The sequence below is a fragment of the Jiella endophytica genome (genome assembly GCF_004519335.1).
Lineage (GTDB): Bacteria > Pseudomonadota > Alphaproteobacteria > Rhizobiales > Rhizobiaceae > Jiella > Jiella endophytica.
In genome coordinates this window covers 746,010-771,617 of the sequence record NZ_SOZD01000002.1, presented here as the reverse complement: position 1 = coordinate 771,617, position 25,608 = coordinate 746,010, and the positions used below count along the sequence as shown (strand labels likewise).

Annotated in this window: 19 protein-coding genes; 8 read left to right on the top strand and 11 right to left on the bottom strand. The window is 67.8% G+C overall.

Annotation, left to right across the window (positions count from 1 at the left end; all coding sequences use genetic code 11):
- Positions 1 to 197 precede the first annotated feature (197 nt).
- Complete coding sequence (locus E3C22_RS08630) at positions 198 to 1,079, bottom strand: tetratricopeptide repeat protein (RefSeq protein WP_425364960.1); 882 nt, start codon at positions 1,077 to 1,079, stop codon at positions 198 to 200.
- A 288-nt stretch (positions 1,080 to 1,367) separates the two neighbouring features.
- Positions 1,368 to 1,592 carry a 30S ribosomal protein S21 gene (rpsU, locus tag E3C22_RS08625; protein ID WP_134761580.1) on the bottom strand — a complete coding sequence of 75 codons (225 nt, stop codon included), beginning with the start codon at positions 1,590 to 1,592 and terminating at the stop codon, positions 1,368 to 1,370.
- Positions 1,593 to 1,840: 248 nt separating this feature from the next.
- Between rpsU and E3C22_RS08620 the strand changes: the two genes are divergently transcribed.
- Positions 1,841 to 2,677, top strand: a complete 837-nt coding sequence (locus E3C22_RS08620; protein ID WP_134761579.1) for a hypothetical protein — start codon at positions 1,841 to 1,843, stop codon at positions 2,675 to 2,677.
- A gap of 202 nt (positions 2,678 to 2,879) precedes the next feature.
- Complete coding sequence (locus tag E3C22_RS08615) at positions 2,880 to 3,767, top strand: hypothetical protein (RefSeq protein ID WP_134761578.1); 888 nt, start codon at positions 2,880 to 2,882, stop codon at positions 3,765 to 3,767.
- Between the two features lie 155 nt (positions 3,768 to 3,922).
- Here the strand turns inward: E3C22_RS08615 and E3C22_RS08610 are convergent, their stop codons facing one another.
- The 9 genes from E3C22_RS08610 to E3C22_RS08570 all read right to left on the bottom strand — a co-directional run bounded on the left by E3C22_RS08610 (position 3,923) and on the right by E3C22_RS08570 (position 15,393).
- On the bottom strand, positions 3,923 to 5,992 hold the full coding sequence (locus E3C22_RS08610; RefSeq protein ID WP_134761577.1) for a hypothetical protein: 2,070 nt from the start codon (positions 5,990 to 5,992) through the stop codon (positions 3,923 to 3,925).
- Positions 5,989 to 6,366 carry a biopolymer transporter ExbD gene (locus tag E3C22_RS08605; protein ID WP_134761576.1) on the bottom strand — a complete coding sequence of 126 codons (378 nt, stop codon included), beginning with the start codon at positions 6,364 to 6,366 and terminating at the stop codon, positions 5,989 to 5,991. Before E3C22_RS08605 ends, E3C22_RS08610 begins: the two co-directional genes overlap by 4 nt.
- 56 nt (positions 6,367 to 6,422) lie before the next feature.
- On the bottom strand, positions 6,423 to 6,836 hold the full coding sequence (locus E3C22_RS08600; RefSeq protein WP_167591692.1) for an ExbD/TolR family protein: 414 nt from the start codon (positions 6,834 to 6,836) through the stop codon (positions 6,423 to 6,425).
- Positions 6,837 to 6,875: 39 nt separating this feature from the next.
- The gene (locus tag E3C22_RS08595; RefSeq protein WP_134761574.1) at positions 6,876 to 7,571 is read right to left on the bottom strand and encodes a MotA/TolQ/ExbB proton channel family protein; all 696 of its coding nucleotides are present in this window, start codon (positions 7,569 to 7,571) and stop codon (positions 6,876 to 6,878) included.
- 13 nt (positions 7,572 to 7,584) lie between these two features.
- Positions 7,585 to 8,136, bottom strand: coding sequence for a hypothetical protein (locus tag E3C22_RS08590; RefSeq protein WP_134761573.1), 552 nt, complete (start codon positions 8,134 to 8,136; stop codon positions 7,585 to 7,587).
- A 147-nt stretch (positions 8,137 to 8,283) separates the two neighbouring features.
- Entirely contained in the window at positions 8,284 to 8,829 is a 546-nt protein-coding gene (gene moaB / locus E3C22_RS08585) for a molybdenum cofactor biosynthesis protein B (RefSeq protein ID WP_134761572.1), read from the bottom strand.
- On the bottom strand, positions 8,826 to 9,764 hold the full coding sequence (locus tag E3C22_RS08580; RefSeq protein ID WP_134761571.1) for a 4-(cytidine 5'-diphospho)-2-C-methyl-D-erythritol kinase: 939 nt from the start codon (positions 9,762 to 9,764) through the stop codon (positions 8,826 to 8,828). The genes moaB and E3C22_RS08580 overlap by 4 nt, the downstream gene beginning before the upstream one ends.
- A gap of 75 nt (positions 9,765 to 9,839) precedes the next feature.
- Complete coding sequence (locus E3C22_RS08575; protein ID WP_245514853.1) at positions 9,840 to 11,750, bottom strand: tetratricopeptide repeat protein; 1,911 nt, start codon at positions 11,748 to 11,750, stop codon at positions 9,840 to 9,842.
- 199 nt (positions 11,751 to 11,949) lie between these two features.
- Positions 11,950 to 15,393 (bottom strand): transglutaminase family protein, encoded by a 3,444-nt coding sequence (locus E3C22_RS08570; protein ID WP_134761569.1) that lies wholly within the window; start codon positions 15,391 to 15,393, stop codon positions 11,950 to 11,952.
- A gap of 222 nt (positions 15,394 to 15,615) precedes the next feature.
- Between E3C22_RS08570 and E3C22_RS08565 the strand changes: the two genes are divergently transcribed.
- The 6 genes from E3C22_RS08565 to E3C22_RS08540 all read left to right on the top strand — a co-directional run bounded on the left by E3C22_RS08565 (position 15,616) and on the right by E3C22_RS08540 (position 25,523).
- Positions 15,616 to 16,689 carry a zinc-binding metallopeptidase family protein gene (locus E3C22_RS08565; protein WP_134761568.1) on the top strand — a complete coding sequence of 358 codons (1,074 nt, stop codon included), beginning with the start codon at positions 15,616 to 15,618 and terminating at the stop codon, positions 16,687 to 16,689.
- Positions 16,690 to 17,074: 385 nt separating this feature from the next.
- The gene (treZ, locus tag E3C22_RS08560; RefSeq protein WP_134761567.1) at positions 17,075 to 18,961 is read left to right on the top strand and encodes a malto-oligosyltrehalose trehalohydrolase; all 1,887 of its coding nucleotides are present in this window, start codon (positions 17,075 to 17,077) and stop codon (positions 18,959 to 18,961) included.
- A complete protein-coding gene (gene malQ / locus E3C22_RS08555; RefSeq protein ID WP_134761566.1) occupies positions 18,958 to 20,817 on the top strand; it encodes a 4-alpha-glucanotransferase in 1,860 nt (619 codons plus the stop codon). Before treZ ends, malQ begins: the two co-directional genes overlap by 4 nt.
- A complete protein-coding gene (gene treY / locus E3C22_RS08550) occupies positions 20,814 to 23,519 on the top strand; it encodes a malto-oligosyltrehalose synthase (RefSeq protein WP_134761565.1) in 2,706 nt (901 codons plus the stop codon). The genes malQ and treY overlap by 4 nt, the downstream gene beginning before the upstream one ends.
- Before the next feature lie 97 nt (positions 23,520 to 23,616).
- Complete coding sequence (locus tag E3C22_RS08545; RefSeq protein WP_134761564.1) at positions 23,617 to 24,402, top strand: ThuA domain-containing protein; 786 nt, start codon at positions 23,617 to 23,619, stop codon at positions 24,400 to 24,402.
- 11 nt (positions 24,403 to 24,413) lie between these two features.
- The gene (locus E3C22_RS08540; protein ID WP_134761563.1) at positions 24,414 to 25,523 is read left to right on the top strand and encodes a Gfo/Idh/MocA family protein; all 1,110 of its coding nucleotides are present in this window, start codon (positions 24,414 to 24,416) and stop codon (positions 25,521 to 25,523) included.
- The last annotated feature ends 85 nt before the right edge of the window (positions 25,524 to 25,608 follow it).

Sequence of the window (25,608 nt, the reverse complement as noted above, 5' to 3'; positions counted from 1 at the left end):
ATAGGCCGGATTGGTCGCAGGATCACCGCCGGCGATTGCCTTGTGCGACCATCGAGGGGAACAAATTTGCGGCGAGGCTGCTTGGCGGGGAAGAATCGTGCACGGGCATCGATGCGACGGAGCGCCGCTACACCGTCCGGCTCGATTTGAGGACGGAGAGTACGGCAAAGCGACGGCGGGACGCCCCTGTCGGGCGATCAGCCGCGGGTGCGGGTCATGCCGTCCTTGGCCGGCTGGTATTTCGGATTGAGCTGCGCCGCCCTCGCATAGGAGCGGAAGGCTCTGCTCTTCTCGCCCTTGCGCTCATAGGCCAGCGCCTGGTTGGTCCAGTATTCGGCCTTGGTGTCGTCGAGGCGCAGTGCGGTGTTGAAGTCCTCGAAGGCGTTGTCGTCGTCGCCGGTGGCTAGATAGGAGACGCCGCGCGCCGAATAGGGCTCGGCAGCGTTCGGCTGCAGCGAGATCGCCCGCGAGAAGTCCTCGATCGCCAGCTTGTGCTGGCCGTCGATCTGATAGAGCAGGCCGCGATTGTGATAGGCGCGCGGGTCGGACGTGCCGATGTCGATCGCCTTCTGGAAATAGTCGAGCGCCTCGCGGTTGCGCCCGGCGACCCGATAGACGTTGCCGAGGCCGATATAGGCCGAGGCGTAGCGCGGATTGATCTGGATCGCCTTGTTGTAGTCGGCGGCCGCCTTGCCCGGATCGCTGATCTGGCGATAGATCAGGGCGCGGTTGGCATAGGCCTGGTAGAAGTTCGGGTCGAGCTGGATCGCCCGGCCGAAATCCGCCAGCGCGTTTTCGTATTCGCCGGCTCGGCCATAGGCCGTGCCCCGGACGTTGTAGCCCTCGGGATCGGAGGGATTGGCGTTCACCGTGGCGGTCAGCGAGGAGATGTTCTGCTCGGTACCCTGGTTCTTGTCGAGCGAGATCGCCTGGATCGCAGCGACGTCCGAGCCGGTCTGGCATCCGGCGATCGCCGTCATCGTCGAGACCAGCACGGCGAGCGCGCTTCTTCTCGCGGCAGGGGAGATGGCGCGGGGCGGCAGGATGGCGGCTGTCGGGAAGCGATCGGTGATCGGCATGTCGGTGATGGTTCGTCCGGCTGTTTCGAGTGAGATCGGCTGGCGTTCGTCAGATCCGACGCCGGCCGGTATAAACCGACGCGACGTCAAATTCGTTTCACCGGTCTCTGTCTCGCACAAACGGCCAAATTTTGAAATCGCTCCAGACAAATGGCCGCGCGGTTGCGGCAATTGGAGCGTTCGGCCGAGGGGACGGTCCGCGGACGACGCAGCGGCGGGACCCCGCGACGTCCGTCCGCTGCGACTTTTCCGAGAGGCCCGGCATGGCGAGCCCCCAGCCTGGCCGGATCAGTGAGCGCGGCCGCCGCCGGCGAGGCCCTCGCGCTGGGCGCGCTTTCGGGCGAGCTTGCGGGCGCGACGCACGGCCTCGGCCTTTTCGCGGGCGCGCTTTTCCGACGGTTTTTCGTAGAAATTGCGCATCTTCATTTCGCGAAAGATGCCTTCGCGCTGCATCTTCTTCTTCAGCGCGCGAAGCGCCTGATCGACATTGTTGTCGCGGACGAGTACCTGCACCGGGTGTTCCGTTCGTAGCGCTTGGTAAGCGGGGTTCCGACAGCCGTTAACCTCTCGCGGGGCGCCGGCCCTCGCAAGAAGCGTTCCGGTAGCAGATCGCCTGGTTCTTGTCGAGATGGAAAGTAACGGTCAGCAAGGCCGACTTTCAACAGGCAAATCACCCGGCACTGGCCTTTTTGCCGGCAAGTCGCTAGCAACGGAGCGGTTTTCACGAAAGCTGCGGGTTCGAGGTGGCGTTCAGGCGAAGAGTGAGTGTCGAGGGCGTCGGTCTGCCGCGCGATGTCGCCTGGGAGGCGATCGCCGCCGGAACCCTCGTCGCCGTCGTCACCGAGTTCATGGCCTCGCTCGCCGGCTTCGGCATCCTCGACGGCCTCTTCGATACGGCCGCGCTCGAGGGAGCGGCTCATCTCGCCTCGCCGTCCGGCCTTTTCGTCGTTGCGGGCGCGGTGCTTTCGCTTGCCGCCGGCGGCTTTACCGCAGCGCGTTTCGCCGGGGCGCGCCGGCGCCGGGAGGCTGGTTTCTACGGGCTTTTGACCTTTTCGACGGCGCTTCTCGTCGCCATCATCGCCCTGACGCAGGATCCGCCGGCGCTCGTCGACCGGGGGCTCGGCCCCGTCGGCGGCGCCGTGGCGGCTCTCGCGGCAGCCGACAAGGACGGTCGGCACGACGGCAATGTCGCGCTCGCCGCGCTGCATGGCGAGGTGCTCGGTCTTCTGGACAGCAGCCGGACAACCGCCTCCATTGCCGGGCGAGGCGGGGAGACGACCACCCAGGCCGCGCTCGCCGCGATCCTTGCCGGCATCGCCGAGACCGCCGGCCGAGACGCTGAGTCAAGGGCGGTCGATGCCATCGTTACGGCCACCGGGCTCACCCGATCGGTCGCCGAGCGCCGGCTGACCGACTGGCAGATCGCCAACGACCGCGCGCTGCGCAGCCAGCGCCGCGCCGTGGCGGCCAGTTCCGGGGCCGTCGCCGGCGGCTGCTTTGCCGCCTTCGTCGCGCTTATTGCCGCGATGATCGCTGCATTTTTCGGCGGACTTGCCGGGCGGACCGACGATTCGACGCTGGAGATCATCGTCAGATGACGCTAAGGAAGATTAATGCCAGATCGCGCGAAGGCAACGCGTCTGCCAATCGCAGATTGCAGAGCCCGGCGCATCGGCATCCTCATTTTTCGCAATTTGCTGACATCTGGACATCGCCGTTGCGGCGACCAATCAACAACGGGAGGCGGGCATCGCTGATCTTTCGGGCATCGGACGCGAGAAGCGCTACGGGGAGACGCGGATGACCGAGCTGAGGCCGGACCGCGCGCTGGCGCCGACGGCGACTCTCAGGCGGATCTCCTGGGGCGGCATCCTTGCCGGGGCGATCCTTGCGCTGATGCTGCAGTTCATGCTGGGCCTTTTCGGGCTCGGCGTGGGGCTCACCTCGACCGGCTCCGGCGCAGGCGGGATCGTCTCGCTGGCAGGCCTCTGGGCGGTTTTGATCGTGTTGATCGGCGTCTTTGCCGGAGCCTATGCGGCGGCCCGCTTCTCCGGCATCCCGTCGCGGATCGACGGCATGCTGCATGGCGTCGTCACCTGGGCGGTGACCGGCCTCCTCGCGCTCTATCTCCTGACCAGCGGCGCGGCGAGCCTCGTCGGCGGTGCGTTCGGCGTTCTCGGCCAGTCGATTGACGATCTGACGGCCAGCGCCGAGGCGCTGACGGCGCGTCCGGCGGCGATGACCGATGCCCTCGATGCGAGCGCCGAACTGCTGTTCGCGCCGGCGCCGGCGAGTGCCTCAGGCGATGGCGCAGAGCCGGCTCCTCAGGCGGGGGCGGCTGCGCAGTCTTCGGTCTCGGCGACCGATCGCCAGGCGGTGCGGGCGGAAGTCGCCGCGGCCCTTGCGGCAAAGGACGATGAAGCGATGCGCGGTGCCGCGGTGGAGGCGATCGCCCGTGCCGCCGGCGTCGACCGTGCCGAGGCCGAGCGCCGCTTTTCAGCCTTCGGCGAGCGCACCGCCAAGGCAAAGTCGGAGATGGAGGCGCAGCGCAGCGCCGCCGCATCGGCTCTGGCGCGGGCATCGCTGGCCGCCTTCGTCGCGCTGCTCCTCGGAATGGTGGTCGGCGGGCTCGGCGGCATGCTCGGACGGCCGGGCCGTGTTGCCGGCGACAAGCCCTCGCGCCACTGAGGACAGCGCAATCTTCGAGCCCGGAGCGAAAACCAGGACGGCCCGCCGCCGCCTGACCGCGACAGCATTGGCCCGGAATCGATTTTCGGAAAGCACGATGCGGTGATTCAATAAGTTGGAGCGTCCATTCTGCGTCCATTCGGACGCATGGCGCTCTATCGGCGCTCGCGGATGACGAAATGGTCGACGGCGAATTTGCCGGGAAGGCCGTTCTTCGACAGCGCTGAGGCGAGGGCCTCGAAGAACGCCCCGGCCGGCTCGCCTTCGGTATCCTCGGCGTGGATCAGCGCCTTTGGCAGCGACAGGGCGACGACGAGCTGCGCCGTCTCGACCGCGGAGCCGGACAGGCTGACCGGCACGGCGAACCGCGCGCCCGCGCCGTCCCGGTTCAGAAAGCCGGAGAGCGACTGCACGAGGCCCTCGTCGTCGACGAGAAGCAGATCGAGCGTCTCGTCCGGGGCGAGACCCTCGATGCTGCCGGACAGCGTCTCGCCGCTCGCCACCCGTCGCCGGTCGAGGCTGAGCCGCAGCGAAAAATCCGGATAGCCGGGAAGATCCTTCAGAAAGGCAAGCGCCCGGCATTGCGCCCGCCCGACCCTTCCTCCGTCGATCTCGATGCGGCGATAGCTCGGCTGCGGGGTCTCGAGCGACAGCGCCTCGGCGAAGTCGTCGAGTTCGCCCGGCCGGTCGGACAGTGCGGTGACGCGGACGATCCCTGGCGCTTCGCTCCGGGGGGTGAGAGCGGCGAAACACTCGCCGCCGGGATAGTCCGCGACGATTTCGGCCAGCGTCTGCCGGCGTCCCCCGGGCGCTGGGCCGGCGGCGGAAGCTGGCTCCGTCTCGGTGCCGACCAGCGCCTCGGCGCGGCGCGGCGCGACTGCCGCAATGGCGATGTCCTGGGACGATGGGGGCGCCGCGTCACCTCGGCCGGCAGGAGCGACATTTGCGCTGACGGGGGCGAGCGCCGCCGGCTCTTCGGGCACCACGCGGAGTGCGGCGCGAGCGGGTGCGGCAGCGGCCGGAATTTCGGGTCTCTCGGCGGTCTCGACGGCCGCTATCGCCGCCTGCGGCCGCCGGCCGGCTTGCGGAGCCACTGCAGCGGCGCCCTGCGTCGGCCCTCCCTCGTTTCGGACGGCTGTCGACAGGAACTCGCGGCGATCCGACCAGGCAGCGCCGTCGACGGCGTTGCCCGCGACAGCCGTGGCCTCGATGGCGGAACGTTCGACGATTGCGGCATCGCTCGGACGAGCCGTGACGGCCGCGATCCGGTCGACCTGGGCGGGGTCGGGAATTGGTTGCCGCAATGCCGGTGAGCCCGCCACCGGAGCAGGTTCGGGCTTGTTCAGACTGAGGGGCGCAAGCGTTTGCGAGCCGGTTTGAACTGACGCTGTTTTGGCTGCGCGGCCCGTGTCCTGCCGGATTCGCGGCGGTGGTTGCAGGCGATCTCTTTCTGTCTGCGACAAGACGGATTGCGGGGATTCGGCAGGGCGGGCGATCGTCGCGGTGAGCTCGGCGGCAACGACGGGAGAGGGGGACGCCGCTGCAAGCGCCGTCGCAGGCGTGGTGGAGGCCGCCGCAAAAGCGCCGGGGCTGTGGGCGGCGAGCCGCGCTGGTGCCGCCGTTGGAGCCTTGCGGTCCGTCGCCGGCTCGGCCACCGCGATTTCCGGGCGGACCGCCGTGGCGGGTTTCGGCTCCGGCCGCGCCGGAACGGCGGCTTCGGCAACGGCGGCAAGGCGCCCGGCTGGCCTTTGCGGCAGGTCAGGCTGCTCGCGCCTTGCCTGCACAGGCTGCACGGCAGAAAGAGCAGCCGGATCCGGTTTTGCTGGCGGCTGCGCGGCCTCCTGGCGGGTGGCGATGACCGGCGACACCGCCTCGAGCGCGGCGACCTGACTTGCCACGATGGCATCCGCCGGCGTCACCCGTCCGGCAACGGTTTTGGCCGACTCTGCCGCTGCGAGCGCTTCCGGCGTCGCGGCGGCTGGTTTGACGATCGCGGCCTCTGCCGGTTGGAGATTCGCGTCGGCCGCTGAGGCCGGCTCCGGTGCCGTTGCAGGAACGGCGACGGCGCGCGGCGTCTCCAGCGCGACCTGCTCGACGGTGACGGTGGTCTCCTCCGGCGCGGTCTCCGTCGGCGCGGGCAGTATCGACAGCACCAGCGCGCCGAGGCCCGCGTGAAGCGCCAGCGAGGCGACGCCTGCTCCCACCCAGAGCCTGCCGCCGCTCACCGCGGGGCCCTTCCCGCCTCGCCGGTCATTGCGACGAGAGTCGTGCGTGCCCCGGCTGCCGAGGCTTCGGCGAGAAGCGCCACCAGCCTCTCCGCGGGCAGGTCCCGCGCTGCGAGCACATAGAGCGTCGGCGCGCCCGCACTTTCCGGCCGGCGAAGGCCGCCGACCGCCTCGGCGAGATCGCGGCGGGCGAGCGCCCGGCCATCGAGGCCGATCGCCCCGTCGCTGGCGATCGTCAGCAAGGGGCGCGGAAGGCGCCCGCCGGCCGCCTCGGCGACCCTTGCCGGGTCGATCTCGGATTCCTCCGGCGCCGCCAGAGTGCCGACCAGGAGAAAGAACAGGAGAAGCAGGAAGACGACGTTGATCGTCGGCATCGCAGGGTCGGTGCGCGGGCGTCGGGGCTGCGAAAGCCGCCCTGCCGGCCGGCGGATCACGGCCGAAATTCCCCAGCTGCGTCAGTGGGTGGCCGGGCGACGAGCCGAACATGGCCGATTCTCGCCTGCCTCAGCGCGGTGAGCGCCTGCGCGACGTCCTCGGTCAGCGCACTGCGGCTGGTGACCAGCAGGACCGGTTCCGCCTCCTGCCTCGGCCAGAGCGCCGCCTCCGCGGCGAGCACGTCCAGCGAGATGATGCGCCCCCCGGTTCTCACATGGCCGCGGGAGAGGACGAGCGTCGTCGGCGCCGCGGCGGTGTTGTCCGGCGACTTAGCCTCGGACGCATCGGCCTCGGATGTATCGGCCTCGGCGCTTTCGCTGACCGGGACCAGGACGAAGGGCGCGATCCGCGAGGACAGGGCAAAGAAGATGACGAGGAGAAAGATCACGTCGACGAGCGGGGTCAGCATGAAGCGCCGCCGCCGTCTCGCCGCCGCCCGCATCATGGCTCAGCGCGGCCGCGCGAGGGCCTGGTCGAGGAGACCTGCCGTTGCGCCATCGGGAGTGCCGTCGCTCGCCCGGATCCGCGGCGTGACCTCGGAGCGGCGCAGCGGCGCCCCGTGGACGGTCCTGAGGATGAGCCCCTCGATCGCCCGCGTCTCGGCGGCGAGCGCCGCATCGAAAAAGGCGGCGGCGAAGAAGAAGGGGATTGCGACGACGAGGCCGGCGGCGGTGGTGATCAGCGCAGCGAAGATGCCGCCGGAGAGCAGCGCCGGATCGATCGCCCCTTGCGTTCCCGACATGGTGAAGAACACCTCGATCATGCCGAAGACCGTGCCGAGAAGGCCCAGCATCGGTGCCGCCTGGACGATCGCGTCGAGAAAGGCGAGGTGGCGCGACAGGCCGGCAAGGCCGTCGATCGCCGCTTCCTCGGCGAGCGCTGCCGCCCGCTCGCGGGCTTCCGCCCCGCCGCGCCCGCTGCCGAGGGCCTCGATGGCGGCGGCCTGGACCTTCGAGCGCAGCGATCCTTCGATGAGCGGGCCGTTCCCGCCGCTCCCGTCCCGCCTCGCCCGGCCGACACCCGCCGCACGAAATTCCATCGCCTTGACGATGGCGACGGCGAGGCCGGCGATGGACAGGGCGAGGAGGACGACCAGCACCGGCCCGGCGCTCGATCGAAGCTGGCTGGCGGCGAACTCCCACATGGCGGTTTCTCCGTCAGGTGTCGAAGACGATGTCGGTGCGCGAGGCCGGGCGCAGCGCGTCCATGCAGATCGACGCGGTGCCGCTCGCCGTCTGGCATTCCGAGACGTCGTTGACGAGGATGCGCGAGATGCCGGAGCAGGGCTGGTCGGCGAGGTCGAACTGCACGACCTTGGTCTTGCCGGCGGGCAGCTGCCCGAACTGCAGCACCAGGAATCGCGAGACCCGTTGGTCCTGATCGAAGACGACGACGTCGTAGGAGATCTTTTCGAGCGGCTCGCCGGTGCGGTTCACCACCACATAGGAAAGGCGGCAGACACCCGCCTCGTCGACGGCGTTGTTGAGCTCGAGGCTGAGCCCGGCAGCGTCGGGGCCATCGCCGGGCCTTGCCGCCTTGCCATCGGCGTCCTGCGCAAGACCCGCAGACACCGCCGACAGACCGAGAACTGCAGCGAGCGCAGTCGCGAGCCAAGAGCGCGACGGCGCGCCTGAGCGCTGTCGTCCGCGCCCTTTCGCCAGGGTGGTATCCTTGCTGAAAGCGCTCGCCGAGGTGACTGCCTGCTGCATCGCGCCGCCCTTGCCCGTGCCGAAACAATCGTCAACCTTTGATGGAAGCAGATATCATGACGGCTGGGGATGGTACAGATCGCGGGGCCCCAACGATCCGTCGCATGACGGCTCGGCTGTCAGTGAATGGAGGCCGATCTTCCCGGATCAGGCGCCGCGGCCGGCGCCGCGGCGCAGATGCTCGTCGAGACGGGGCATGATCTCGACGAAATTGCAGGGCCGGTGCCGGTAGTCCAGTTGGTCCTTGAGGATGTGGTCCCAGCCGTCGCGGCAGGCACCGGGGGAGCCGGGCAGGACGAAGACGAAGGTCGCGTCGATCACCCCGCCGGTCGCCCGGGACTGGATGGTCGAGACGCCGATCTTTTCGAAGGAGATCCGGTGGAAGATCGCCGAAAACCCGTCCATCCGCTTCTCGAACAGCGGCTCCAGCGCTTCGGGCGTCACGTCGCGGCCGGTAAAGCCGGTGCCGCCGGTGGTGATCACCACATCGACGCCGGGATCGGCGCACCAGGCGGCGACGACCTCGCGGATGGCGGCGACGTCGTCGGTGACGATGCGCCGGTAGGCAAGCTGGTGGCCGGCCTCGGTCAGCCGGCCGACGAGGGTTTCGCCGGAGCGGTCCTCGGCGAGGCTGCGGCTGTCGGAGACCGTCAGGACGGCGATCTTCAGCGGCACGAATTCCCGTTCGCTCATGGCGTCGTTCCCTTCTCGGCATCCGCTTGCGCGAGCGACAGCCACCAGCCGGGCCGCTCGCCGGCGATCATCCGGGCTGCGGCAGCGCATGTTTCTCGATCGGCAAACAGCCCGTAGACCGTCGCGCCCGAGCCGGACATCCGGGCAAACAACGCGCCTGCGGCCAGCAACCGGCCCCGCACGTCCTCGATTTCGGGCGCCAGCGAGCCGGCCGCAAGGGCAAGGTCGTTACGCGTCTCGGCAAGATAGGCGACGAGATCGTCGATGCTCGCAAGGCCGGGGCTCGGAAATTCCGGCATCGGCGGGTTGTCTCTGCGGGCGAGCATGCGGAAGACGGTCGCCGTCTCGACCGCGATGCCGGGATTGACCAAAAGCAGGGGAAGCTCCGGCAGGCCCGCAAGCGGCCGGATCGTCTCGCCGATGCCGGAAACCAGCGCCGGCCGGCCGTCGAGGCACATCGGCACGTCGGCGCCGAGCCTGATCGCGGCCTCGAAGACGGCGTTGCGCGCCTCGCCCGGGATGTCCTGGCAGAGGAGCGTCAGAAGGGCGGCCGCGTCCGCCGAGCCGCCGCCGATGCCGGCGGCGACCGGCAGCGTCTTCGTCAGACGGATGTCGAGCGGCGGCAGATCGAGGCCAAAGCGGCGGAACTCCTTTCGGGCAAGCGCCGCCGCCTGGACGAGGATATTGGCAGGGCCCGTCGGCAGGCCCGCGGCGAACCGGCCGTCGATGGTCAGCCGATCGGAGAGGTCACCGGCGGCAAGACCGGACAGGTCGGCGCGGGGCGCGGCAGCGACCATGTCCCCGGCGGCTTGGTCGAAGGTGACGAGGCTTTCGAGGAGATGGTAGCCGTCGTCGCGCCGTCCGACGACATGCAGCGCGAGATTGACTTTGGCGGGGGCAAAGCGCGCGCTCGCCGGAACGATCACCTCATCCATGCGACCGGCGCTCCCCCTTCGCCATCCATGCTGGGGGCGGTGCCGCGCCCCGCGCCCTGCAGGATCCCGCGGCCGTCAGTTCGTCGTCGCGGGCGCAGCGTCCGGGCTTGCTGCCGGCATGTCTTCGCCCGGGGTGTCTTCGTCGGGGGTCAGCGGTGCGTCGGGGGTCTTTTCCGCCGGCGCTGCCGGGGGCGTCGCCGTCTCGCCGTCGGCCTCGGCCTTGATGGTCGCGGCGGAGGCGTCGTCGAGGCCGTCCTTGAGCTTCGCCTGGATCTTCTCGCGCTGCTCGGGATCGGCCTCCGGCTTGCCGACGAGGGCGCGCTCCCACTGGAACTTCGCCTCGCGCCGGCGCCCGACATGCCAGTAGGCGTCGCCGAGATGGTCGTTGATGGTGGGGTCCATCGGCGTGATCAGCACCGCCCGCTCGAGCTGCTCGACGGCGTCGTCGTAGCGGCCGAGGCGGTAGAGCGCCCAGCCGAGGCTGTCGATGATGTAGCCGTCATTCGGCCGCAGGTCGACCGCCCGCTTGATCATGTCGAGGCCTTCGTCGAGATGCCGGTTCATGTCGACCCAGGAATAGCCGAGATAGTTCAGCACCTGCGGCTGTTCGGGCGACAGTTCGAGGGCCTTCTTGAAGTCCGGCTCTGCCTTGTCCCACATCTTCTGGCGTTCATAGGCGATGCCGCGCTGGTAGTAGAGATTCCACTTTTCGGCATCGTCGGCCTTGGCGAGTTCGATCGCCTTGTTCAGCGCGTCGGCGGCCTCGGCATATTGCTTGTCGGCCGACAGCACGTCGGCGAGCGCGGTATAGGCGCGCACGTCGTCGGGATAGTCGCGGACGGCCCGCTCGAGATGCTTCTTCGATTCGTCCTTCTTTTCCGCATACCAAAGGTCGAGGCCGATCTGCAGGTCGGCGGTGCGGCGGAAGGCGGAGTTCTCCGGCACTTCGCGATAGTAGGAAATGGCGAGATCGAGCTGCTCGGCCTGTTCGGCGATGCCGGCGAGCGCGGTCAGGAGCGCCGGGCTGCGGGGCGAGAGCGCGCGGGCGAGCTGGAAGTAGAGGAGCGCGACGTCGCGGCCGTCGCCGCGGTTGATCGCCTGGCCGAGGACGTAGAGCGTCTCGGCGGCGCCCTCCTGCACCGAGGCGACCGCCGGCTCGATGGTCTCGCCGCGATCGATCCTGTCGCGCAGGAACTGCAGCGGCGTGTAATTCGGCGCGACGGCGAGGCCGGCATCGACCGCCTTCAGCGCGGCGTCCTTGTTGCCCTGGCGGGCCTCGACCCTTGCCAGCGCGTCGGCCGAGCCGAGAAAGGCGTCGGGGGAGGTGCGGGCGAGCGTCTGGTCCTTGACGACGCTCTCGAAAGCACCGCGCGCGACGTCCGGCCGGTCGCTGACCGCGGCGAGCAGGCCCTTCTGATAGGCGTTGAAGATCTGGTACCAGGGCGCGCCCTTGGTCTGGTCGATCCGCGACAGGCCCTCGTCGACACGCCCGGCGCCGACCTCGGCCCAGGCGGTGAGATGGGCAAGCAGCAGCGCGTCGAGATCGCTCGGATTGACGATGTCGAATTCGGCGGTCGCGGCGTCGAAATCGCCCTTGCGCAGCGCGTCGACACCGAGGGTGATCCGCGCGACCTTCGCGACCGTCGCGTCGTCACGCAGCTTGGCGGCGATGTCGACGCCGTCGGCGAAGCGGCCGTCGGCGAGATAGGCGAACATCGCGTCCTGCTGCAGCGTCTCGGACGTCGGATCGATCGACAGGGCCTGGCTGTAGAAGTCGGTCGCGGTCTTCAGGTCGCCGCTCGCCTGAGCGGTCTTGGCCGCGAGATAGGCGCCAGACAGCGAGCCGGCGGACGGGATGGCCGCCCGCTGCGGCTTCTCGGTGTCGTTTCCGGCGGCCAGCGTCGTGCCGGCGCTCGTCAGCGCGATCAGGGCCGAGACCGAGAGGGTTTTGAAGAGGCGCGAAAGCGTCACGGTCGATCCTTTCATCCGGCATCGCCGGTCCGTGTGCCCCTGCAGCGCGCAGGGAACGGGGCAGCGTGCCGCGAGCGGGCGGCGGGTGCCCATGTCGTCGCGAGGTGAAGCGAAGCCGCCGCAATTTGCAAGTCTCTTCGGCGTGTTGCACAAAGACCTTGACGGCATTGCGACCGCGTTCGCCGATTTCCCGCCGGTTGCAGACGGCTCCCTATTACATCACCGCGATCCCGGCCGGCCTTCTGAGATCGAGGGTCGCCGGGAAGGACGCATCGGGGCGCTCGCGCACCGGCTCGAAGCCTCCGGGCGTGTGGCCGATATCCTCGAACCGCGCAAGCCGCCGCGCCTCGGCCTCGTAGGAATTCACCGGGAAGGTGTCGTAGTTCCGCCCGCCGGGATGGGCGACGTGATAGACGCAGCCGCCGATCGAGCGCTTCGACCAGCGATCATAGATGTCGAAGGTGAGCGGCGCGTGGACCGGGATCGTCGGATGGAGGCCCGAGGCCGGCTGCCAGGCCTTGAAGCGGACGCCCGCGACGGCCTCCTTGCCCTTGCCGGTCGCCATCATCGGCACCTCGCGGCCGTTGCAGGTGACGATGTGGCGGGTGGGCACGAAGTCAGAGAGCTTCACCTGCAGCCGCTCGACCGAGGAATCGACGAAGCGCACCGTGCCGCCGATCGCGCCGGTCTCGCCCATGACGTTCCAAGGCTCCAGCGCCTGGCGCAGCTCCAGCGTGATGCCCTCGCGCTCGATCCTGCCGCAGAAGGGGAAGCGGAACTCGGCCTGCGCCTCGAACCATTCCGGCTTCAGCGGATAGCCGGAGCGGGTGAGATCCTCGAGAACGTCGAGGAAGTCCGCCCAGACGAATTCCGGCAGCATGAAGCGATCGTGCAGCTCCGTCCCCCAGCGCACGAAGCGGCCTTCTTCGGGCTCCTTCCAGAACTTCATGATCAGCGCCCGGATCAGAAGCTGCTGGGCAAGGCTCATCCTGGCGTCCGGCGGCATCTCGAAGCCGCGGAATTCGACGAGGCCGAGACGGCCGGTGGGGCCGTCCGGCGAATAGAGCTTGTCGATGCAGATCTCCGCCCGGTGGGTGTTGCCGGTGACGTCGATGAGGAGGTTGCGAAACAGCCGGTCGACAAGCCATGGCGGGGTCGAGAAACTGTCCCGCGTCACCTGGGCCATGGCGATTTCGAGCTCGTAGAGCTGGTCGTGGCGGCCCTCGTCGATCCGCGGCGCCTGGCTGGTCGGGCCGATGAACAGGCCCGAGAACAGATAGGAGAGCGAGGGATGGCGCTGCCAGTAGAGGACCAGCGACTTCAACAGGTCCGGTCGCCGCAGGAAGGGGCTATCGAGCGGCGTCGCGCCGCCGACGACGACATGGTTGCCGCCGCCGGTGCCGGCATGTTTGCCGTCGATCATGAACTTGTCGGTGCCGAGGCGCGACTGGCGGGCATCCTCGTAGACGCCGGTGGTGATCGCCTTCGATTCCTCCCATGACGACGAGGGATGGACGTTGACCTCGATGACACCCGGATCAGGGGCGACGCGGATGACGTTGAGCCGCGGGTCTGGCGGCGGGGCGTAGCCCTCGATCTGCACCGGCAGGCCCTGTGCTTCGGCAATTTCCTCGATGACGCCGAGGAGGTCGAGATAGGCCTCGGTGAATTCCAGCGGCGGCATGAAGACGCAGAGCTTGCCGTCGCGCGGCTCGATGGAGAGCGCGGTGCGGACATGTCCGACGATCTCGCCGGCGACGGGCGAGAAGCTGCCATAGGTCGGCATCAGCCCGCCGGCAGCGCCACCGCCGGTCAAGGAGCCCCCGGGCAGGGGCGGCAACGGCGTCATCTCCTGGCGTATGCCGCCCGGCCTGCCCATCGATTGGCTCATTCCGCCGCCGTCGCCTGTGCCGCCGAGATGCTGCTGCATCTCGATCCGCCCCCATTGCTGGCGGTTCTGCGGTGGCAGGGGCGGAAACGGCTGGGTCGGGTCGTCCGGATGGATGAAGGGGAAATCCGCCGGGCCGAGATGCGGCAGCGCCGCCAGCGGCAGGCGGTAGCCCATGGCGGAATCGCCGGGCACCAGGAACAGATGCCGGCGCCGCGTCGACCAGCGCTCGGAAAACCAGCGCACGCCGCGGGCCCGCGCCTGCCAGGCCTGGACCGGCAGGACGTGGCCGGTCGGCTTCGGCAGGCCGCGTTCGAACACCTTGGCAAGCCGGGCGCGCTCTTCGCGGTCTTCCAGCTTGGAGTCGGTCGGCTCGACATTTTCCGGCAGCTGGGATTCGCGCAGCAGCCAGTAGGCCGCATCCTCGAAGGCGGGCATGACGTTGTCGGCGGCGATGCCGATCGCCTCGGCGACGGCCCTGGTGAAGCGCTCGGACTCGGCCGGACCGACAGACTGTCCGGTGGTCTCCCGGGCGATCGTCTCGGCGTTTTTCCAGACGGGAACACCGTCCTTGCGCCAGTAGAGCGAGAAGGTCCAGCGCGGCAGGGTCTCGCCGGGATACCACTTGCCCTGGCCGTAATGCAGGAAGCCGCCGGGCGCGAAGCGATCCCTGAGCCGGCGGATCAGATCGTCTGCGAGGCCGCGCTTGGTCGGTCCGGTGGCATCCGCGTTCCATTCCGGCGCTTCGAAATCGTCGATCGAGACGAAGGTCGGCTCGCCGCCCATGGTGAGGCGCACGTCGGCGGCCTTCAGCTCGGCGTCGACGCGCTTGCCGAGGTCGTCGAGCTCCTCCCAGCTGTCGTCGGAAAACGGGTGCGAGACCCGGGGCCGCTCCTCGACACGGGTCACCGACATCGAGAAGTCGAATTCCACCTCGGCATAGTCGACGGCGCCGGAGATCGGCGCGGCCGAGCGAAAATGCGGCGTTGCGGCCAGCGGCACGTGGCTCTCGCCGGTGAGAAGCCCGGAGGTCGGATCAAGGCCGATCCAGCCGGCGCCGGGCAGATAGACCTCGGCCCAGGCGTGGAGGTCGGTGAAGTCGTGGGTGGTGCCGGCCGGGCCGTCGAGGGCGACCTTGTCGGGCTTCAACTGAATCAGATAGCCGGAGACGAAACGGGCCGCAAAACCGAGATGCCGGAGGATGTTGACCAGCAGCCAGGAGGAATCGCGGCAAGAGCCGGAGCCCTTCTCGAGCGTCTCCTCCGGCGTCTGCACGCCGGGCTCCATGCGGACCAGATATTCGACGTGATTGGCGATCGTCCGGTTCAGCCCGACGAGAAAGTCGACCGTGTGGGTCTCGGAGCGATCGAGATCTCTCAGGAATGCCTCGACCAACGCACCAGGCGCCTCTGGCACCAGATAGGCGGCAAGGTCGCTCTTCAGAATCGCATCGTACTGGAACGGCCAGGCCTGGGCGGCCTCCTCCACGAAGAAGTCGAAGGGATTGTAGACCGTCATGTCGGCGAGAAGATCGACCTCGATCTTGAACTCCGTGGTCTTCTCGGGAAAGACGAAGCGGGCCAGGTAGTTGCCGAACGGGTCCTGCTGCCAGTTGACGAAATGATTGTCCGGCGTCACCCGCAACGAGTAGGACGGAACCCTGGTGCGCGAATGGGGGGCCGGACGCAGCCGGATGATCTGGGGGGCAAGAGTGACGGGGCGGTCGTATTTGTAGTGCGTCAAATGGTTGAGCGCGGCAAGAATCGACATGGTCGCTTTCGTTCGTCCCGTTTCGTCTGCGCGTGAAGCTTATCGCCCTATCGCGGTGCGGCAAGCGGGCCGGCGTCCTGACGTCCTCTGGCGACGCCCTGTGAAGCGAGAGAAACAGCGGCAAAAATTCCTGGCCTCGGCCTTCCTTCACGGAACCAGTCATCCACCTAAACATTGATGCGCGCAATCGTTTTCGCGCAAGACGCGCATCGGGGACCGTCGATGAAACTGTTTTCCTGTCCTGCCTGCTCGCAGGTGGTTTTTTTCGAGAACGTCGTCTGCGAGCGCTGCAACCATGCTCTCGGCTACGAGCCGGTGTCGAACCGTATGCTGGCGCTGGATCCGGATGACGGTCTCTTCGTTGAGGCTGGCACCCATTCGGGCGGCTCCCGCTGGAAATACTGCGCCAACTATCAGCAGGGCGTGTGCAACTGGCTGGTGGCGGCGGACAGCCCGGACCTCTACTGCAAGGCCTGCCGCCACAATGTGACGGTCCCGGACATGTCGGACCCGGGGAATCTCGGGCGCTGGCAGAAGATGGAGATCGCCAAGCGGCGGATGTTCTACACGCTGCTGCAACTGCGCCTGCCGCTGGTGACCCGGGACGAGGCCGAAGAGGGCCTTGGCTTCGACTTTCTCGCCGAGGTGCCAGGCGAGCAGAAGGTGATGACCGGCCACGACAACGGCCTGATCACCATCGCGCTTGTCGAGGCCGACGATGCCGAGCGCGAGAAGCGCCGGACATCGATGGGCGAGCCCTACCGCACGCTGCTCGGCCATTTCCGCCACGAGGTCGGCCACTGGTACTGGGACCGGCTGGTGCGCGACGGCAATCCGGGCGCGCTTTCCGCTTGCCGGGCGATCTTCGGCGACGACACCGAGGACTATGGCGAGGCGCTGCAGCGGCACTACCAGAACGGCCCGAAGCCGAACTGGCAGAACGAATACGTCTCCTCCTATGCCGGCGCTCACGCTTGGGAGGACTTCGCCGAAACCTGGGCGCACTATCTCCACATCGTCGACAGCCTGGAGACGGGTCACTGGTGGGGCGTCTCGGTCGATCCGCGGGTGCGCGATTCGGGGCTTCTGACGACGACGATCGACTTCGACGTCTATAAGGACGAGGTGACGATCGACGAGATCGCCGACGCCTGGCTGGCGCTCTCGGCGGCGCTCAACTCCTTCAACCGCTCGATGGGCCACCAGGATCTCTATCCCTTTGTTATCTCGGCGACGGTGAAGGAGAAGCTCGGCTTCATCCACGATCTGGTCCGCGGACGGGCGGGGCAAGGTTAAGGGCCACGCGCCGGCCGACAGGATCAAGGCGGTGAAAGGGCAGGAGCCAGCCCGACGTCACCATGAGCACGCCGGCACTTTGCTGCAGGGCGTTCATCCGGGCCGTGCGACCACGACTCTTGCAAAGCGGCGGCCTGATCGAATTGCGCATGGAAGGCGGGTCCTCACGACACCACCTCCAGATTTCCGATCGCCGTCACGATCTTCGCCTGCATTCTTCCAGCCATGAGCGCCGTCGCGTCTTAGGGTGGAGCCGGGCAAAGAAATTCTCGCGACCTCGGGGGCTGGCAGTCGGCCATACCGCTTTAGTTAGAACGCGATGCGAATGGTCGCGCGACCTCGCTCATTTTTCCATCATCAGCTTTCAGGGACGGGGACTGACGAAATGGCACGAACCGCCGATCGCTTTGCGTTCGAGACGAACTGGGGACCGCGCTTTTCCGGGGATGGGAGCGAGTTCCGTCTCTGGGCGCCGTCGGCTCCCTCTATCGAACTCGCCATCGGTGACGAGGCCGGCAAGCCGGCCGACTTCCTGACGATGGAGCGGGATGGCGCGGGCTGGTGGCATGCGACGACCGACCGGGTCCGCCCGGGCGGCGCCTACGGTTTCCGGGTCGAAAGCGGCCTTATCGTTCCCGACCCCGCCTCCCGCCGGCAGGTCGGTGACGTCCATTCCCTCTCCGTCCTCGTCGACCCTGAGGCATACGAGTGGCGGAGCGCCGACTGGAACGGCCGGCCGTGGGAGGAGACGGTCTTCTACGAACTCCACACCGGCACGTTTTCCGCGACCGGCGACTTTGCCGGCATTTGCGACAAGCTCGACTACCTGAAGGAGACCGGTGTCACCGCCATCGAGCTTCTTCCGGTCGCCCAGTTCGGCGGGCGCCGGGGCTGGGGCTATGACGGCGTGTTGCTCTACTGTCCGCACGAGGCCTATGGCGGCGAGGAGGCGCTGAAGCAGTTCGTCGACGCCGCCCACCAGCGCGGGCTGATGGTTTTCCTCGATGTCGTCTACAACCATTTCGGCCCGGATGGGAACTATATCGGCTCCTATGCGCCGGAGTTCTTCCATCAGGAGATCCATACGCCCTGGGGCGCGGCTATCGCCTATGACGAACAGCCGGTGCGCGATTTCATGATCGACAACGCCCTCTACTGGCTGGAGGAATACCGTATCGACGGGCTGCGGCTCGACGCCATCGATTCCATCAAGGACACCACCGACACGCCGCTGGTGAAGGAACTCGCCGCAAGGGTGCGCGAGACCTTCCCGGATCGCCACGTCCATCTGACGACCGAGGACGACCGCAACATTACCTGGCACATCGAGCGCGAGAACGGCCGGCCGGCTCTCGTCTCGGGCGAGTGGAACGACGACTTCCATCACACCGCCCATGTCCTCGCGACCCATGAGGACGAAGGCTACTATGCGGATTATTCGCGCCGCTCCGTCGCCCAGATGGCCAAGGCGCTCGCCACCGGCTTCGTCTATCAGGGCGATCATTCCGAGCATCGCGGCAAAGATGTCGGCGTCTCGTCCGCCCATCTGCCGCCGACGGCCTTCGTCAACTTCCTGCAGAACCACGACCAGATCGGCAACCGCGCCTTCGGCGACCGGCTGACCGACCTCGCGGCGCGCCGCGTCGTCGAATGCCTGCAGGCGATCCTGCTGCTCTCGCCACAGATCCCGCTGCTCTTCATGGGCGAGGAATATGGCGATACCCACCCGTTCTGCTTCTTCACCGATTTCGACGGCGAACTCGGTGAAGCCGTGCGCGAGGGGCGGCGGGCGGAATTCAAGAAGTTTGCCGCCTTTCACGACGAGGACGCGCGCGCCCTGATCCCCGATCCGAATGCCCAGTCGACATTCGAAGCGTCCAAGCTCGACTGGACGATGCTCGATCGGCCGACCTATCGCCGCCGCCTCGAAATGGTGAAGCGGCTCCTGGAAAAGCGTCAGAGGCTCGTCGTTCCCCTGCTGTCGGACGGCCTGACCGGGGGATGCGGCGAATATCATGTGTCCGACGACACGCTGGCCTTCGTGGTCTGCTGGCACCTGAAGGATGGCTCGGCTCTGCATCTCTTCGCCAATCTCGACGACGAACCCTGGGCGATCCCGTCCGATGTCGTCAGCGGCGACCTGACCTGCGGCGAGGTCCTGCACGCCTATCCGAAGGGTGCGGACGAGACGCTGAGGACCGGCGTCCTTCCCGGGCCGTCGGCCGTCTTCCGCCTCGAAAGTCAGAAACTCATCGCCGGGAAGAACGGATGACCGAGCATCTCGACCGGCTGGCCGCAAGCCATGGCATCCAGCTCGCCTATGTCTCCGAACTCGGCGAGGAGAAGGTCATCGACGACGATGCCAAGCGGGCGCTGCTCCTGGCCCTCGGCGTCGATCCCGAGACTGGTCCATTCGGCGACTTCCACGACCGTGAGGCGGCGCCGCAGACTGCCTGCCCGCTGCCCGCATCGGTCGCCGGAGCCCGCCACTGGGGCGTTGCCTGCCAGCTCTATGCGCTGCGCTCTGGCCGCAATCTCGGCATCGGCGACTTCGAGGATCTGGCGCGGCTGGCGATCGTTGCCGCGGGCGAGGGCGCCGACTTCGTCGGGGTCAATCCGCTGCATGCGCTGTTTCTGTCAGAGCCCGGCCGCTACAGCCCCTATTCGCCATCGACCCGGCGCTTTCTCAATCCGTATTATCTCGCGGTCGACCACATGGAAGGCGGGCGCGAGGCGATCGAGCGGCTGCGGGCGGAGGCACCGGACCTCTTTGCCAGAGGCGACGGCGATCTCGTCGACTATCCGGCCATGGGCCGGCTGAAGCGGGCTTTGTTCGAACGGGTCTTCGATCAGCGCAAGTCCGAGATCGAGGACGAACAGGCGTTCCAGCGCTTCCTTGCCGATGGCGGCGAGGCGCTGAAGGGGTTTGCGCTGTTCGAGGCGCTTTCGGAGGCTCAGGTGGCGGATGGCGGTCATGCCGGCTGGCACCACTGGCCGGAGCCTCTGAGAGACCGCTTGTCCGAAGATGTGACCCGGTTCGCGGAAGAGCAGCGCGAGCGCGTCCTCTTTCATCTCTGGCTGCAGTTCGAGGCGGAGGAACAGCTCGCCAGCGCCCAGGCGCGGGCGAAGGCCGCCGGCATGGCGATCGGCCTTTATCTCGATCTCGCCGTCGGCGTCGCCCCCGACGGTGCGGAAACCTGGGCAGACCCGGCGCTGACCGTCAATTCCGCACGGGTCGGCTCGCCGCCCGACATGTTCAACAGCCAGGGCCAGGACTGGGGCCTTGCGCCGCTGTCTCCCAAGGCTCTGGCAGAACGCGAGCACAAGCCGCTGCACGACGCCTTCTCGGCGCTGACCCGCCATGCCGGCGCGGTGCGCATCGACCACGCCATGGGCCTTGCCCGGTTGTGGTGGATCCCGAACGAGGCCCGCTCGGCCGGCGGCGGCTATGTCCGCTATCATCTCGGCGCGATGGTCGATGCCGTCGCTGCGGCGGCGACGGAAAACCGCTGCCTCGTCATCGGCGAGGATCTCGGCACCGTGCCGCCGGGTTTTCGCGAGATCATGGCGACGGCCAATGTCTTCTCCTATCGCGTCCTTTATTTCGAGCGCCATCAGGACGGCAGCTTCATCGATCCCTCCGCCTATCCGCGGCTGTCGCTCGCCTGCATCTCCACCCACGATCTTGCGACCCTCGCCGGCTGGTGGACGGGTGGCGACATCCGCCTGCGCTTCGAGGCGGGCACCCAGGACGAGGCGGCGACGGACCGTGACACGAAATCCCGCGAGCAGGAAAAGCGCATGCTCGTTCAGGCGCTGAATCAGTCCGGCGTCCTGCCCGGCGATCTTGCGCCGGTTCTGCGCGGCGAGGCGCCGATGCCGGAAGAGCTTCCCGATGCGCTCGCCGTCGCCGTGCATCGGCATCTGGCGAGAAGCGCCGCGCTGCTCTTCGCCGTCCAGCTCGACGACATGGTCGCCGGCGAGCGGCAGGCGAACCTTCCCGGCACCACCGATCAATATCCCAACTGGCGCATCGTCACCGAGGTGCCGCTCGAGGAACTCGCCGCGAACGGCCGGTTCCGCGAGCTGGCCGCGGCCATGCGCGAAGAAAGGCCGAAATCCACATGAGCCGCTCGCTCGTCGCAACCTACCGCCTGCAGTTTCGCGAGGGGATGGATTTCGAGACCGCCGCCGGCCTTGCCCTCTATCTGAAGAAGCTCGGCGTCAGCCATCTCTACGCCGCGCCGATCTTCGCCGCGGCAGAGGGCTCGACCCACGGCTACGACGTCACCGACTACAACGCCCTCGACGAGAGCCTCGGCGGCATCGCCGGCTTCACCCGGATGAGCGACGCCCTGTCCTCGGCCGACCTTGGCCTCGTCCTTGATTTCGTGCCCAACCATATGGGCGTCTCGCCGGCCAATCACTGGTGGGAGGACGTCTTGCGCTGGGGGTCGGAGAGCCGCTACGCCCGGACCTTCGACATCGCCTGGGAAGCCGAGAAGATTCTCGTTCCGGTGCTCGCCAAGCCCTATGGGGAGGCGCTCGAGGCGGGCGACCTGTCGGTGCGCTTCGACGCCAAGGCTGGCGCGCTGCGCTTCGACGCCTCCGGCTATGGCCTGCCGGTCGATCCGCGCAGCTACGGCCATGTCTTTGGCCTTCTCGACCATCCGGAAAAGGACCGGCTGGTGCGCCGCTTCTCGGTGGCAACGCCCGCCGAGGCGGACGAGCTGACCGAGCGGGTGCTGGAACATCTCCAGGACGAGAGCTTCGGTGCCGCGCTCGACCACGCGCTTTCGGCGATCAATGGCGACATCGACGCCCTCCATGCCCTTCACGAGGCGCAGGCCTGGCGGCTCGCCTGGTGGCGGACGGCCCGGGAGAAGCTGACCTATCGCCGCTTCTTCGAGATCGCCGACCTGATCGGCGTACGGCAGGAATCGCGCCGGGTCTTCCGGGAATCCCACCAGACGATCATCCGGCTCGCCCGCGAGCGGCGCCTCGACGGCATCCGCATCGACCATGTCGACGGCCTTGCCGATCCGCGCGGCTATCTGGAACAGCTGCGCCAGGCCTTCCAGTCGGTCCGCCGCTCGCCCTCGATCCATGTCGAGAAGATCCTCACCGGCGACGAGCGGCTGCGCACCACCTGGGAGATCGAGGGCACCACCGGCTACGAGTTCATCACCGCGCTTGCCGGCCTTTATGTCGATCCGTCGCAGGAAGCGGCGATGACCGATGCCTATCATGCATTCGTCGGCGAGGAGCAGGATCTGCGCGGCATGATCCTTCGCCAGAAGCGCTCGATCTTCCAGCGCAACCTTGCCGGCGAACTGACGGCGCTGACCAATCTCGCGCTCTCAGTCGCGTCTCGCGGGCTCGCCACCCGCGACCTCGGCCCCGACACCATGGCCCGGGCGATCGTCGAGGTGGCCGCCGCGCTGCCGGTCTACCGCACCTATGTCTCGGTGGACGGCGTGCCGCGCCGCGACATCGCGATCATCGACGAGGCGGTCGATCTCGCCATGACCTCCCGGGAGGTCGAGGCGGACGAGCCGATCCAGTTCATCGGCCGGCTTCTGAAGCTCGACTTCGAGGACGGCGCCGACATTGCCGGCGCGCTCGATTTCACCCGGCGGTTCCAGCAGACCACCGGCGCGGTGATGGCGAAGGCCGTCGAGGACACCGTCTTCTATCGCTACAACCGGTTGATCGCGCTGAACGAGGTCGGCGGCGAGCCGGACCATTACGGCGCCGACGTCTCGGCCTTCCACGAGGCGATGCAGATCCGGCTGAAGGATCAGCCGGAGGGTCTTCTCGCCACCTCGACCCACGACACCAAGCGTGGCGAGGACGCCCGGGCGCGGCTCTATGCTCTGTCAGAGGCGCCGGAGCGCTGGGCCGATCTCGTCGAAGCCTTTGCGACGTCGATGGCCGACAGGCGGATCGAGGTCGAGCCGGGGCTGAATTCGCCCGATCCCGAAACCGAATGGGGCCTTTACCAGTCGCTTCTCGGCGTTCTTCCAGCCGATTTCGACCCGGCCAACCGGACTTTGCGCGACGACGTCGCCGGGCGGCTTGCCGCCTATGCCGAAAAGGCGGTGCGCGAGGCGAAACGCTGGACCAGCTGGACCGCGCCCGCCGAAGCCTATGAGACGGCGCTTGCCAGCTTCGTCGCGGCGATGCTGGAGGATGGCGGCGAGGGCTCGTTCATCGCCAAGTTCTGGCAGGCGGCGCAGCCCTTCGTCGCGGCGGGGGCGCTGAACTCGCTCTCGCAGACGACCGTCAAGCTCGGCGCGCCGGGCGTGCCGGACATCTATCAGGGCACGGAGTTCTACGACTTCTCGCTGGTCGATCCCGACAATCGCCGGCGGGTGGATTTCGATGCTCGAAGCAAGGTGATCGGTGAGGATACCGAGCTTGCCGGCGATCTCGCGAACTGGCGCTCCGGCGCGCTGAAGGCCCGCATCACCTCGGCCGGCCTCACATTGCGCGCGGCGATGCCGGAGTTCTTCGCCGAAGCCGCCTATCTGCCGCTGACAGCCTCCGGGCCGCGGGCGGACAATCTCGTCGCCTTCGTCCGGCAAAGCGAGGACAGGCGGGCGGTGATGGTGCTCGCGCCGCGACTGACCCTGTCGCTGCTCGACGGCGGCGCCGAGCCGGTTGCCGCCACCAGGGGCTGGCAGGGCACCGCACTGCCGCTCCCCGAGGGGCTGGCGATGCGTGGCTGGCGCAATATCTTCACCGGCGAAACGCTGGACGTCCGCGAGGAGCTCGACCTCGGCGAGGCCTTCAAGGATCTGCCGGTGGCGATCCTCGCGACGCTCTGAGGCTCTTGTTCAAAGACCCTCGGCGGCAACGGCGGGCTGGCCTGGCCGGGGTCAGCGTCGGGCGGCCGCGACAACAGGATTTCCCGGGGAGGGCAGCATGACCATCCGCACGCTCGTCTGGAACGAGTTCTTCCATGAGCAGCACAACGACGTCGTCAGGAACCTCTATCCGGACGGCATCCACGCGGCGATCGCCGGCTTCCTCAACCGCGAGGAGGGCATTTCGGCAGAAACCGCGACGCTGCCCGAGGCAGAGCACGGGCTCCCCCAGGCGCGGCTCGACGCGACCGACGTGCTTCTGTGGTGGGGCCACAAGATGCATGGCGACGTCGAGGATGCGATCGTCGACCGGGTGGCCGAGCGCGTCCACCAGGGCATGGGGCTGATCGTCCTTCACTCCGGCCACTTCTCGAAACCCTTCAAGCGGCTGATGGGAACGCCCTGTTCGCTGAGATGGCGCGAGGCGGGCGAGCGCGAGCGGCTCTGGGCGGTCAACCGCTCGCATCCGATCGTGCAGGGCGTCGGCCATTCGATCGAGCTGCCGAATGCCGAGATGTATGGCGAGCCGTTCCTCGTCCCCGAGCCGATGGAGACGGTGTTCATCTCCTGGTTCGAGGGCGGCGAGGTGTTCCGTTCGGGGCTGACCTATCAGCGCGGCGCCGGAAAGATCTTCTATTTCCGGCCGGGCCACGAGACCTATCCGATCTACCACAACCCCGAGATCCAGCGCGTCCTCGTCAATGCCGTGCGCTGGGCCTACAATCCCGTTGCCGCCTGGAGCGACGTTTCCGCCGCGCCGAACGTGCCGGTCGAAAAGGCGCCGGAGAAGATCCAGCAGAAGGGCGGCTCGCTGCACAAGCCGGGCGAAGAAGGCTACCGCTGAGGGGAAGGGCAATGAGCGAGAGACCTTCGGCGCTTTCGGCTGCCGCCGCGACGAGCGGCGAAAAGCGCATCATGATCCTCGGCACCGGCGCCATCGCCCATCGCCATGCCGAGCATTTCATCTCGATCCCCGGCTGCCGGGTGGTCGCGGCCTGCGACGTCAATGCCGAGCGGGCGCAGGCCTTCGCGACGCTGCACAACATTCCGCACGCCTTTCCGGATCTTGCCGAGGCACTGGCATGGGGCGAGTTCGACGCGGTGGTGAACGCCACGCCGGACGCCGTCCACAAGGCGACGACGCTTCAGGTGGTCGCGGCCGGCAAGGCGATCTTCTGCGAGAAGCCGCTGGCGCTGAATGCCGAGGACGCCTTCGAGATGGTCGGTGCTGCCGAGCGGGCCGGGCTGATCAACATGGTCAACCTCACCTATCGCAACGCCCATGCGATCCAGCTCGCCCGACGCATGGTCGAGGCCGGCGAGATCGGCACCGTCCGGCACGTCGAGGCGAGCTACCTGCAGAGCTGGCTCACCGGCAACCACTGGGGCAACTGGCAGACCGACGAGCGCTGGCTCTGGCGGCTCTCCTCCGGCCACGGCTCGAAGGGCGTGCTCGGCGACATCGGTATTCACATTCTCGACTTCGTCACCTTCGGCACCGGCCTGTCCATCGCGGCACTGCAGGCGCGCCTCAAGACCTTCGACAAGGCGGAAGGCGGGATGATCGGCACCTATCGGCTCGATGCCAACGATTCCTGTGCCATGACCGTCGAGTTCGACAACGGCGCCCTCGGCGTTGTCCATATGAGCCGCTATGCGACAGGCAAGGCCAACGATCTCGACCTGACCATCCACGGCACCACCGGCGCGCTGAAGATCTGGTCGAACACCACCGATTCCAGCCTCGACGTCTGTCTCGGCGAGGACATCCATACCCAGACATGGAAGCGTATCGAGTGCCCGCCGACGCCGCGCAATGCCGACCGCTTCGTGCTGGCGCTCTTGTCTGGCGTGAACGGCGAACCGGATTTCCGCCATGCCGCGGAAGTGCAGAAGCTGCTCGACCTCTGCTTCGTTTCCGACGAGGAGCGGCGCATGCTGCCCGTGGTTCTGCCGCCGGTCTGAACCTGCCGGAGCGTCGCCAAGTCACGCTGATCGTCTGGCCCGCAAGGCTGCCCGTGCACCTTTCGGCAAGCATTCCGGCACTTGG